8 protein-coding genes are annotated in these 13,145 nt (G+C 33.4%); 3 read left to right on the plus strand and 5 right to left on the minus strand.

Annotated elements, in window-relative coordinates; all coding sequences use genetic code 11:
• Window positions 1-75: 75 nt before the first annotated feature.
• The 3 genes from secA to ACNG5D_RS05675 all read right to left on the minus strand — a co-directional run bounded on the left by secA (window position 76) and on the right by ACNG5D_RS05675 (window position 4,820).
• Window positions 76-3,429, minus strand: coding sequence for a preprotein translocase subunit SecA (gene secA, locus ACNG5D_RS05665; RefSeq protein ID WP_418182529.1), 3,354 nt, complete (start codon window positions 3,427-3,429; stop codon window positions 76-78).
• 144 nt (window positions 3,430-3,573) lie between these two features.
• A complete protein-coding gene (locus tag ACNG5D_RS05670; protein WP_019387375.1) occupies window positions 3,574-3,795 on the minus strand; it encodes a DUF2795 domain-containing protein in 222 nt (73 codons plus the stop codon).
• A gap of 452 nt (window positions 3,796-4,247) precedes the next feature.
• Window positions 4,248-4,820 (minus strand): cob(I)yrinic acid a,c-diamide adenosyltransferase, encoded by a 573-nt coding sequence (locus ACNG5D_RS05675; RefSeq protein WP_418182530.1) that lies wholly within the window; start codon window positions 4,818-4,820, stop codon window positions 4,248-4,250.
• Between the two features lie 161 nt (window positions 4,821-4,981).
• Here ACNG5D_RS05675 and ACNG5D_RS05680 point away from each other — a divergent pair, with 161 nt between their 5' ends.
• The gene (locus ACNG5D_RS05680) at window positions 4,982-7,075 is read left to right on the plus strand and encodes a DUF5723 family protein (protein ID WP_418182531.1); all 2,094 of its coding nucleotides are present in this window, start codon (window positions 4,982-4,984) and stop codon (window positions 7,073-7,075) included.
• Window positions 7,076-7,133: 58 nt separating this feature from the next.
• Here the strand turns inward: ACNG5D_RS05680 and ACNG5D_RS05685 are convergent, their stop codons facing one another.
• Window positions 7,134-7,907: an O-methyltransferase gene (locus ACNG5D_RS05685; protein ID WP_418182532.1), complete on the minus strand. Its 774-nt coding sequence runs from the start codon at window positions 7,905-7,907 to the stop codon at window positions 7,134-7,136.
• 2 nt (window positions 7,908-7,909) lie between these two features.
• A complete protein-coding gene (locus ACNG5D_RS05690; protein ID WP_418182533.1) occupies window positions 7,910-9,775 on the minus strand; it encodes an ABC-F family ATP-binding cassette domain-containing protein in 1,866 nt (621 codons plus the stop codon).
• Between the two features lie 106 nt (window positions 9,776-9,881).
• Here ACNG5D_RS05690 and ACNG5D_RS05695 point away from each other — a divergent pair, with 106 nt between their 5' ends.
• Together ACNG5D_RS05695 and ACNG5D_RS05700 are read left to right on the plus strand one after the other, a co-directional pair.
• Window positions 9,882-10,673, plus strand: coding sequence for a polysaccharide biosynthesis/export family protein (locus ACNG5D_RS05695; protein WP_418182534.1), 792 nt, complete (start codon window positions 9,882-9,884; stop codon window positions 10,671-10,673).
• Window positions 10,674-10,683: 10 nt separating this feature from the next.
• On the plus strand, window positions 10,684-13,143 hold the full coding sequence (locus ACNG5D_RS05700) for an exopolysaccharide transport family protein (RefSeq protein ID WP_418182535.1): 2,460 nt from the start codon (window positions 10,684-10,686) through the stop codon (window positions 13,141-13,143).
• Window positions 13,144-13,145 lie beyond the last annotated feature (2 nt).

Here is a 13,145-nt window from a genome sequence, read left to right on the forward strand (position 1 = left end):
GTTACAATAAACAAAAAATCTCAGTAGTTTAATACTGAGATTTTTAATGTAATCATTATTATTTTCAGGAATACGTTATTCTTCAATTAAAACCCATTCGCCTTTAGCTATTAAAGGTTCGGCTTGTTTGTATTTTAAAGTTTTGTTTTCGCCATTCATAACATGTTTAATAGTAACACGATCGTTACGACCAATTTTTGGCTTATCGCGTACAACAGTTTCTACAACTTCTGGTTGGCGTTGTGTGTTACCTGCAGCTCTGTTTTGTGCAGAGCGCTCGTCTAGATTAGGAATTTCTTCTTTTTGTACGTTTAGCTTTTCTTGTTTTCTGGCACGAGCTTCTTGTATCGTGTTTTGAGTTTCTTGAGGTAATTCGCCTTTAAATAAAAATGAAATTACATCTTTATTTACCTCGTCTATCATGGCTTTGAATAACTCGAATGACTCAAATTTGTAAATTAAAAGTGGGTCTTTTTGTTCGTGTACAGCCAATTGAACAGATTGCTTCAATTCATCCATTTTACGTAAATGCGTTTTCCAAGCATCATCTATAATGGCTAAAGTAATGTTCTTTTCAAAATCGTTAATTAGCTGTTTTCCGTTAGTTTCATAAGCCTTTTCAAGGTCTGTAACAACGTTTAAACTCTTTACACCGTCTGTAAACGGTACTACAATACGTTTAAATTTATCGCGTTGTGTTTCGTATACATTTTTAATAACGGGGAATGCAATATCTGCATTACGAGACATTTTATCTCTGTAATGATCAAAAGCAGTTTTGTATATTTTTGATGTAATGTCTTTTGCAGAAAGCTTACCAAACTCTTCTTCAGTAATTGGCGAGCTCATAGAGAAATAACGAATCAATTCAAACTCGAAGTTTTTATAATCGTTTGCGCCTTTGTTAGTTTCAGCAATACCTTCAGATGTGTCAAAAATCATGTTTGCTAAATCCACACGTAAACGTTCGCCATTTAATGCATTGTAACGACGCTTGTAAACCACTTCACGTTGTGCATTCATAACATCATCATATTCTAATAATCGCTTACGAACCCCAAACTGGTTTTCTTCAACTTTTTTCTGAGCACGCTCAATAGATTTTGAAATCATAGAATGTTGAATAACTTCGCCTTCCTTTAATCCCATTTTATCCATCATTTTGGCTATACGTTCAGAACCAAATAGACGCATTAAGTTATCTTCTAACGATACGTAAAATTGAGAGCTTCCCGGATCTCCTTGTCGGCCGGCACGACCACGTAACTGTCTGTCTACACGACGCGAGTCGTGGCGTTCTGTACCTACAATGGCTAATCCGCCAGCGGCTTTAACTTCGTCTGATAGTTTAATATCGGTACCACGACCAGCCATATTTGTTGCAATAGTTACTTGCCCTGCATTACCAGCTTCGGCAACAATATCGGCCTCGCGTTTATGTTGTTTAGCGTTTAATACATTGTGTGGTATTTTTCTAATACTAAGCATTTTGCCTAGTAATTCTGAAATCTCTACCGATGTTGTTCCAATTAATACTGGACGACCAGCTTGCGATAATTTAGTAACTTCTTCAATAACAGCGTTGTATTTTTCGCGTTTTGTTTTATATACCAAATCTTCTCTATCATCACGAGCAATTGGGCGGTTTGTAGGTGTTTCAAGAACATCTAATTTGTAAATTTCCCAAAACTCGCCAGCTTCTGTTAATGCTGTACCTGTCATACCAGATAGTTTACGGTACATTCTAAAGTAATTTTGTAAAGTTACAGTTGCAAAAGTTTGTGTAGCATCTTCAATTTTTACATTTTCTTTGGCTTCAATGGCTTGGTGTAATCCGTCAGAATAACGGCGCCCTTCCATAATACGTCCGGTTTGCTCATCAACAATCATTACTTTATTATCCATAACCACGTATTGTGTGTCTTTTTCAAATAAAGCGTATGCTTTTAGTAATTGGCTTAGTGTATGTATACGTTCAGATTTTACACCAAATTCTTTAAATAATTCTTCTTTTAATGTAGCTTCTTCTTCTGCCGATAAGCCTTGCTTTTCAATGTTATCAATTTCAATACCTATTTCTGGTAAGATGAAAAAATCTGGGTTGTCTTTACCAGATATATATTCTACACCTTTATCGGTTAATTCTACTTGATTATTTTTTTCTTCTATTACATAATATAATTCGGCATCAACCTTTGGCATTTCTCGGTTGTTGTCTTGCATGTAAAAGTTTTCGGTTTTTTGTAAAAGTTGTTTTACGCCTTCTTCAGATAAAAACTTAATTAAAGCTTTGTTTTTAGGAATACCACGATAAACGCGTAGCAATTGTAAGCCACCTTCTTTAGTATCGCCAGCGGCAATTAATTTTTTGGCTTCGGCTAAAACACCAGTTAAATATTTACGTTGTACAGAAACAATATCGTCTACCTTAGGTTTTAGTTCTGTAAACTCGTGGCGGTCTCCTTTAGGTATTGGCCCAGAAATAATTAATGGTGTACGGGCATCATCAATCAATACAGAGTCTACCTCATCAACAATAGCGTAATGGTGTGGGCGTTGTACTAAATCTTCTGGCGAGTGTGCCATGTTATCGCGTAAGTAATCGAACCCAAACTCGTTATTGGTACCGTAAGTAATATCGGCATTGTAAGCTTTTCTTCTTGCATCAGAGTTTGGTTGGTGGTAGTCAATACAATCTACACTTAAACCATGAAACTCGAAAATAGGCGCCATCCATGCGCTATCACGTTTTGCTAAATAATCGTTTACTGTTACTAGGTGCACACCTTTTCCTGCTAAAGCATTTAGGTAAACGGGTAAGGTTGCTACTAGGGTTTTACCTTCACCAGTTTGCATTTCGGCTATTTTACCTTGGTGCATGGCAATACCACCAATTAATTGCACATCGTAATGAATCATGTCCCAAGTAATGGCTTTTCCAGCGGCATCCCATGAGTTGGACCAAACGGCTTTGTCGTCTTCTAAAACGACATTTGCTTTTTCGCCAGAAATAATTCTGTCAAATTCATTAGCGGTAACAGTAATGGTTGTATGGTTTGTAAAACGTTTAGCGGTTTCTTTAACAACAGCAAACGCTTCAGGTAAAATATCGTTTAAAACGTTTTCTGTAACTTTATAGGCTTCATCTTTAAGCCTGTCAATTTGTTCGTATATATCTTCACGAGCGTCAATATCTTCAGTAGCATCAGCCTCTTGTGTTAGGTTTGCTATTTGTTTGTTTATTTCGGCATTGGCTTCGGCAATTTTAGCTTTAAACTCGGTTGTTTTAGCTCTAAGCTCGTCGTGCGATAAGGCTTCTAAGGTCGTTTCAAAAGATTTTATTTTATTTACAAGCGGTGTTGTAGCCTTTACATCTTGTTTGGCTTTATCGCCAACAAACATTTTAAGTACAGAATTTAAAAAACTCATAAGTTTAATTTTATATGTTTTATCTAGGGTTTACCTAGGGGTTTATCGTTATTAAAGGCCTTAAATTAAAAGGCAATCAAAGATACAGTTTAGAACAAAAAAAAAGCCTCAATTCGAGACTTTTTAACTGTTCTTTATGCTTTATTAATATTCATCTTCATTCCAGAGGTAATCCTCGTCGGTAGGGTAATCAGACCAGATTTCTTCAATAGAGTCGTAAGAGTCTCCTTCATCTTCAATAGATTGTAAGTTTTCAACAACCTCTAGAGGTGCTCCTGTTCTAATAGCGTAATCTATCAATTCGTCTTTTGTTGCTGGCCAAGGTGCATCACTTAAATAAGATGCTAGTTCTAATGTCCAATACATTTTGTATGTGTTTAATTTTCTGCAAAAATAATTTTTTAGTTTAAACACGCAAGAAAAAAATGAATTATTTCATTTTCTTTATATTTTTATTTTAAAAAAGTAAATAAAAACACTTCAGAAAATTAACCGTTACACTTTCGTTTAAAAAATATTTATGAATCATCTCAATATTTTCATAAGATCTTTTAAACTCATTTAACCATTAATTATAAGAACGTATCTTTTTGTAATCCAAACACCTGCAAATTATTCCTGCGGGTTAATACTATATTTAGCAATAAAAATTATTTGGGCGTTACCACAAGGGTCGGGCTTTTTGTTGCAAGTCCTCGCACCTCCTACGTCGGGCTGTGGGCTTTCCACTTCAATCCCTAACGCGGGCAAGTTTGCAAAGTAAGCGCTTTATACTTAGTTGTACTATACCTGTAAGTTAAGCACAAAAAACATTAAGTTTAAGTTTTCTCGGGTATCCACTTAATTTCGTTTGCTTGCAAATCCAACGACAACTTTCGTGCCAACACAAAAAGGTAGTCAGAAAGGCGGTTTAAATACGTTAAAGCATTAGCTTCAAAAGGCTCTAAATCATTAAGGGCAGAAGCCAAACGTTCGGCTCTGCGGCATACACAACGAGCAATGTGACAGAATGACACCGTTTGATGGCCGCCCGGAAGTACAAAGTGTGTCATTGGCGGCAAAGCAGCATTCATGGTATCCATTTCATGCTCTAAACGTTCAATATCTTTAGCCGAAATTTTTTCAATGTTTAAGCGTTCTTTACCATTTTTTAAAGTAGCTTTTTCTGGAGCAGTTGCCATAATGGCTCCAATTGTAAAAAGCTTATCTTGAATGGTAATTAATAAATCTTTATAATCAAGATTTATGTCTTGGTCGCGAATTAAACCTAAATGCGAGTTTAACTCATCAACCGTTCCGTAAGTCTCAATCCTAATATGGTGTTTTGGTACTCGGGTACCACCAAATAAAGCTGTAGTACCTTTGTCGCCTGTTTTTGTATAAATTTTCATATTACGAAGTTATTGTATTTTTTAAAGTTATACAAAGGCATATAACGTATAAGTGCTGTTAATATCTTCTTTATAAAATAAGGGTATAAAAGCACATTTTGTAAGTAATTTATTGATTGAATAAATTAAATTTGTTGCAGCTATTACTACAAATACTTATTATGAAAAAAAGCACGTTATTTCTTCTATTTTTTGCCCTCACATTTTTAGATAATATACATGCACAATCGCACATAGGTTTTTTAACCGATAACTATAGTGGTGTGCATGGTGTAATATCTAATCCAGCAAGCATAACAGATTCTCGCTTTAAAACCGATATTAATATTGGCGGAGCAAGTTTGTTTGGTAGTAACGATTATTTTGGAATTAATATTTTAGATGCCACAAAAGATGGTTATAGTTTCGATTTAGAGTCTAAAAAACACCCTAAAGATGCTAACTACGGAGCGTTAAATACAGATATTTTAGGGCCATCGTTTATGTTTAATTTATCTAAAAACAGCTCTATAGCACTTTTTACAAGAGGTAGGGCTTTTGTAAATGTAAACGATGTTAATGGAACCTCTATAGCCTCTATTGATGATGATACAACAGACGATTATACTTTTAATGAAGATGATATTAATATACTAGCACACGCTTGGGCAGAGTTTGGTGTCACTTATGCACGAACCATATTAAACAAAAAGCAACATGTTGTAAAAGCGGGTGTGTCTATAAAATATTTAAAAGGCTTAGGTAGTGCTTTTGCTTTGGGTAAAGATGTAGCAATTGAATATGATGCAGATGGAACCGACCTTGGAGGTGGCGAAACCACAGGAAGCATAACCTCTAGCGGAAGCTTAACCTATGCACGATACGCTAATTTTGATAATGAAGATTACGATTATAAAACACCAGATAATGCAAGTGGCTTTGGTGTAGATTTAGGGTTTGTTTACGAGTGGAGACCAAATTATACTAGCTATAAGGCAGACAATTCAACAAATTACACTTATAAAGATAAAAACAAATACAAACTTAAAATAGGTGTGTCGATTACAGATATTGGTTTTGTAAATTATAAAAATGGTGTAAAAGAAGCCTTTAATATAGCTAATACAAATGTAAACGAAGACCAGTTTGAAGCGGCAGAAAATTTTAGCGATGCTTTAAATACGTTTTACACACTTACAAACTCTGCAACCGGATATAAAATAGATTTGCCAACAGCGTTGCATGTAAATGCAGATTGGAGTTTAAACGAAAAATGGTATATAAACTTAAATACCGATTTTTCATTAATGTCTAAAAATAGAATAACAGCAAATCGCGTAGCAAATATGGCATCTGTAACTCCACGATACGAAAGTAAATGGTTTAGTTTTTACATGCCATTAAGTGTTGTACAAAATAATGGTTTTAGAGTTGGGGCAGGTTTTAGAGCTGGGCCTTTATATGTTGGTTCGGGCTCTGTAATTTCGGCAATATCTAGCGATAATAATAGAGAAGCCGATGTTTATGCAGGCTTGAAAGTACCTATATTTCAAAATGCTCCAAAAGATAAGGATGGCGATGGTATAATTGATAAGTTAGACGATTGCCCGAAAGAAGCTGGGCCAATTTCTAATAACGGTTGCCCAATAGAAGATAAGGATGAAGATGGTGTTTTAGACGATGTTGATGAGTGCCCTGAAGTTGCTGGTCCTGAAGAAAATAAAGGTTGCCCATGGCGTGATAAAGATGAAGATGGTGTGTTGGATAAAGACGATAATTGCCCAGAGCAAGCAGGCTCGTCAATAAATAAAGGGTGTCCTTGGCCAGATACCGATGGCGATGGAGTTTTTGACAAAGATGATGATTGTGTTGATATGGCTGGAACGCTAGCAAACCGCGGTTGCCCAGAAGAGGTTGTTAAGCAAATGCAAAAAACATTAAATGATTATGCTAAAACGATTTTATTTTTGCCTGGGCATGCAACAATTAAAGAAGAATCAACCAAAGTGTTGTTAGATATTATTGGGGTTTTAAAAGAATATCCTCATGCTAAATTTACTATAGAAGGGCATACAGATAGTATTGGTAGTTACGAATTAAACCAAACATTATCTGAAAAAAGAGCCCATGCAGTTAAAACCTTTTTAGTTAAAAACGGTATTGATGTTACACGATTATCTGCTATTGGTTATGGCGAAAGAAGGCCTATTGCTACAAATATGTATAAGGCTGGTAGAAAACAAAATAGAAGGGTAGAAATAAATTTGGTTAAGTAAAATAAAGCGAGTCTCTATAAAAAAAACTCAGTAATATATATTGCTGAGTTTTTTTATGTTAAACTCTTATTTTAAAATGTTCTTTTGCTTGCTCGGTTCTAAAAAACACTAAACCCCAAAAAAAAGTATCAATAGTTACTGTTACTTTTGGATGTTTTTTTATGGTTTCCCAAGCTTCAGTCATGCCTTTAGACCAGTATATATCATCAAAAATAAAAACCGAATTGTTATTTGCCGTGTTTAATAAGTTTTTAAAGTAGCTTAACGTAGCATCTTTTTGGTGATTTCCATCAAAAAAAATAAGATCGAAACTATTATGATTTAACTTTTTTATTTCTTCATTAAAATTACCATTAATAAACAATACATTTTTAATGTTGTCTTTTTTTAATTGAGCTTTAGTGAATACTAAGGTTTCATAACATCCCTCTATTGTGGTAATATTAGCATTGTTATTTCCTAAAGCCATAGCTTGAGTTGCTATACCTAATGATGTGCCTAATTCTAAAACAGTATTAGGTTTAAAATATTTTGTAAGTCTATAAAGTAATTTTGCTCTTTTGGTTGTTGTGCCAGCATGTTTAGCGATGTTATAAATTAAGCGTTCTTGTTGTTTCATAACACGCGAGCCTGCTCCTAAATCGGTTACATTAATTTTAGCTTTATTTTTTAATAATGTTTTTTTTAAGTTGTAAATGGCTTTGTATGGCTTGTGTTGGTTTTTATCATAAAAGCATTTTGTAACTAAATTATACACAAAGGGCGAGTGTACACCATGTTGGTTGGTAGATTTAAAAATAAATTTTATGTATTGTGTAATTTGATAAAGCATGCTTACTCTTCTAATTTAGAAGATAACTCGAACCAACGTTCTTCTTTGGCTTCAATAGTATCGATAATTTTTTGTAACTCGGCCGATAGTTTGTTAATGTCGTCTTGAGTTAAATCGGGGTTGTTAAATTTATTTTCTAGTTCCTTTTTGTCAAAGGCTAAAGCGTTTAGTTTGCTTTCAATATTTCTTAGTTCTTTTTCTTCATTAAACGAAAGTTTTGAGGCTTCGTTTTGTTTCCATGATTGTTTGTCTTTTTTGTTTTCGGTTGCTGTGTTCGATATTACAGGTTGGCTATCTTCATAAACTCTGTAGTCTGTATAGTTTCCTGGGAAATCTTCAATAACGCCTTCGCCTTTAAATACAAAAAGATGATCTATAACTTTATCCATAAAGTAACGGTCGTGAGATACAACAATAACGCATCCTGGAAAGTCTAATAAAAAGCTTTCAAGAACATTAAGTGTTACAATATCTAGATCGTTGGTAGGCTCGTCAAGAATTAAAAAATTAGGGTTTTGAATTAAAACGGTACATAAATACAGTCGTTTACGTTCGCCACCGCTAAGTTTTTCAACAAAATCGTATTGCTTTTTTCGGCTAAATAAAAAGCGTTCTAAAAGTTGTTGTGCGCTTATTTGTCTTCCTTTTTTTAACGGAATATAGTCGCCAAATTCTCTAATAACATCAATAACCTTTTGTTCGGGTTTTATGGTAATTCCGTTTTGTGTGTAGTATCCAAACTTAACGGTGTCGCCTGTTATAACTTTTCCAGAATCTGGTTGTGTTGTTTGTGTTAGTATGTTTAAAAACGTGGTTTTTCCGGTGCCGTTTTTTCCAATAATACCAACGCGTTCTCCTTTTTTAAAAGTGTATTCAAAGGCGTTAAGTATGGTTTTGTTTTTAAAAGCTTTTGATACTTTATGGAATTCTAGAATTTTACTACCTAGGCGTTCCATATTAAGTTCTAGCTGAACTTCATGGTCGTTTCTGCGTTGGTGTGCGCGGTGTTTTATATCTGCAAAATCGTCAATACGAGATTTAGATTTGGTAGTTCTGGCTTTGGGTTGGCGACGCATCCAGGCCAATTCTTTTTTAAATAACTGTTTAGCTTTACCGGTTTCAACAGCTTCACGTTCTATTCTAGCTTCGCGTTTTTCTAGATAATAGGAGTAGTTGCCTTTGTAGTTGTATAGTGTGCCTTCATCTAACTCAATAATTTCATTACATACACGTTCTAAAAAATAGCGGTCGTGGGTTACCATAAATAGAGTTATGTTTTCTTTTGCAAAAAAAGCTTCTAACCACTCAATCATTTCTAAATCTAGATGGTTTGTAGGTTCGTCTAGAATTAATAAATCGGGTTTATTTATTAAAGCATTTGCTAAAGCTAAACGCTTTATTTGGCCGCCAGAGAGTACATTTACTTTTTGGTTTAGGTTATCTAGTTTTAGTTTAAAAAGAATTTGTTTGTAAAGGGTTTCAAAATCCCAAGCTTGATGCTGTTCCATAGCATCAAATGCAGCTTGATAGGTGTCTGTGTCCTCAGGATTTAAAAGTGCTTTTTCGTAATTTGCTATAATGTTTAAAATTGGGTTGTCGCTAGCAAAAATGGTTTCTTCAATGGTTAAAGATTTATCGAATTTAGGGTCTTGAGATAAAAAAGAAACCTTAATGTTTTTTCTATAGATAACTTCGCCAGCATCGGCAGTATCATCACCAGATAAAATATTTAAAATAGATGTTTTTCCAGTTCCATTTTTAGCAACAAAAGCTATTTTTTGGTCTTTATGGATGCTAAAGGAAATGTTTTCAAAAAGCGTATGCTCGCCGTAAGATTTCGATATGTTTTCAACAGTTAAATAATTCAAAAGCTAGTATTTTTTGCAAATAACGGACAAAAAACCAAAAAACCAGCTATAAGTTTTATTCTTCAACACTAAAAGTTATATTTGTGATAAATCAATTTGCCTCTATATGAAGCCTTTTCTTCAACTTATATTCTTATTATTTACTATAGTATTTACCTCATGTATAACAAATAAAGATATTGTTTATTTACAGGATAAAGATGGAAGTAGTGGTGATGATTTGGTTTTAACAGAATTACCAAAACCGTATAAAGTACAGGTAAATGATGTTTTAAGTATTAATGTAAAAGCACTAGACCCCGAGCTTGTAGGTATTTTTAATCCTGTGGGAGAAGCTGAAAATTCAAGACAAGGTCAAGCAGGGTTATACTTTAATGGGTTTACTATTGATGTGCACGGCAATATAGAGTTTCCTATTTTAGGAGAAATTAATGTATTAGGGTATACTATTGAAGAAATTGAAGATAAAGTAAAAAGCGAATTATTAAAGCAATATTTTAAAGAAAGCGCCGAATTGTTTGTTACTGTTAATCTAGCAGGGTTAAGGTATACTGTAACAGGAGAAGGTGGCGCAGGTGTGTATACCTTATTTCAAGATCGAGTAAATATTATTGAAGCTTTAGCAAATGCTGGTGATTTGCCTGATACTGCCGACAGAACAGATATTTTAATAGTTAGGCAATATCCTGGCGGACAAAAAATACATCATATAGATTTAACCGATATAAAGGCTATGCAGTCGCCATATTACTACATACAACCTAATGATATTATTTTGGTAAAACCTCTAAAACGTAAAGCTTTAGGAGCAGGGCAAACAGCAATACAAAATGTTACAACTATTGCGTCAATTTTATCTGTATTAGTGTCTACTTATTTTTTAACCAAAAATCTTTAATTAAATATTTATGGAAGAAGAATTTGATATTGCAGAGTCACAATCGCAACCTACATTCGATTTAAAAGCATTTTTAATTCGAATTTTAAGTTATTGGAAGTTGTTTGTATTGTTTATAGGCGTAGGTGTATTTATTGTCTATCAACAAAATATAAGAATGCAACAATCGTATAGATTAAGTACTCAAATATCTGTTGAAGAAGAATCCAATCCATTATTTACTTCTAACACAAGCTTAACCTTTAATTGGGGAGGTGTTTCAGGAAAAGTACAAACTATTATTACCTCGTTAAGGTCGCGTTCCATTCATGAAAAAGTAGTCGATAACCTTCAATTTTATATTAGTTATTTAAAACAATCAAGGTTTAGAAAAGACGATATTTATAAAGCATCACCAATACGAATTAATTTAACACCAAACACAAGTCAGGTTTTAAACCATCCCATTAAAATAACATGTCTTGATGATAATAAATATCAAGTTTCAATAAGCTTTGAATCTAATACCGCAAGGGTTCAGAATTTTGATAACAAAAAAAGAAAAAATATAGATGTTAATATAGGCGAGTTTAAAGAACAATTTACCTTTGGCGACACTATTAGCTTGCCCTTTGTAAATGGTGTTGTGTATTTAGCTGAAGATAGAACTCCTAAAGTTAATGATGAATATTTTATAGAATTTAGCGATTTTAATGCAGTTACAGCAAAATATAGATATAAATTAGCTATAGATAACCCTAGAAATTCGCCGACATTAAATTTAAGTTTGGTAGATGTAAATAAAGGCAAAATTGTAGATTATTTAAACGAAACGGTTTCTGTTTTAAGTGAAGATCAACTAAACAGAAAAAATCAATTTGTAACAAATACTATAAAATTTATTGATAACCAGTTAGATAGGGTAAAGTCTCAATTAACGCTTAATGCCGATTCCTTAAATAATTACAAACAAAAAAACCGAATATTTAATTTATCTAACGAAAGTTCTGCAATTAATGCAAAACTAACAGGGCTTGAAGCCGAAAAGGATGATATAAATAGAAAACTAGCGTATTATTCAAGTTTAGAAAATTATTTAAAAACCAGTAATACATTTACAGATGTTCCTGCGCCAGCAGTTTCTGGAATAGAAGAAGGTAATATTGTAGCAAATGTATCTAGAATAAATGCATTATCTGTTCAAAAATCTAAATATGGTGCAACGGTAAGAAAGGATGCTACAATTTTTGCCGATTTAAATAGAGAAATTGAAGGTATTAAATTAGTGCTTTTAGAAAATATTAGTTCTGCAAATACAGAACTAAAAAGAGAGCGCCAAATAATAAACAATAAAATAGCTGTTGAGGATGCAAAAATTAGAAAGCTACCAAAAGCACAGCAAATGTTATTTGATATTGAAAGGCAATATGCTTTAAGTGAGAAAACATATAATGTGTTTTTAGCAAAACGAGGCGAGGCAGATATAATAAAATCTGCAAGTGTTTCAGATATTGTCGTTATAGATCCAGCTAAAGATACCGGCGCAACACCAATAGATTTAAAATTAAGTTCAAGATATTTATTTGCAATCATTGGCGGTATTTTGCCTCCATTATTATTGGCTTTTTTACTTACACTTATAGACAATAAAATACATAACCCTCAAGTTTTAGAAAAATTATCAACTATTCCATTATTGGGGGTAGTAGGAAAAAATAATTTAGAAAACAATATGGTTGTTCATCTAAAGCCAAAATCTACAATAGCCGAAGGTTTTAGATCCATAAGGTCCAGTTTACAGTATTTTTACAAAAAGCATAATTTAGAAGGCTCTAAAACCGTTATGGTAACATCATCAGTAAGTGGCGAAGGAAAAACATTTTGCTCAATCAATATTGCAACTGTATTTGCAATGAGTGGAAAAAAAACGGCATTAGTAGGTTTAGATTTACGTAAACCAAAGATTTTTGGAGATTTCGAAATTAAAAATGACATCGGAGTTGTAAATTATCTAATTGGACAAAAAAACTTTGAGGAGGTTGTGCAAAATACTAAAGTGCCAAATTTGGATGTTATAACATCTGGGCCAATTCCTCCTAACCCTTCAGAGTTATTAATGAAAGATAAAATGGACGATTTAATGAGGTCTTTAAAACAATCGTATGATTATATTGTTTTAGATACACCTCCTATAGGGCTTGTAGCCGATGCTTTAGAACTTACTGAATATGCTGATGCTACTGTATATATTGTAAGACAAGACTATACTAAAAAAGGGATGCTTAATTTAATTAACGCAAAATACAATAAAGGTGAAATAGCTAATTTAAGTTTTGTTTACAATGGCTATAATCAAAAAGGTAAATACGGCTATGGCTATGGCTATGGCTACGGTTACGGCTATGGCTACGGAAGTTATGGAAATGGATACAATGATGATGATGAAAAAGCAAGCTGGTTATTAAAATTTAAAAATATTTTTAAGGTTTAATT

The organism is Algibacter ulvanivorans, assembly GCF_048381495.1.
In the GTDB taxonomy this organism is placed as follows: domain Bacteria; phylum Bacteroidota; class Bacteroidia; order Flavobacteriales; family Flavobacteriaceae; genus Algibacter_B; species Algibacter_B ulvanivorans.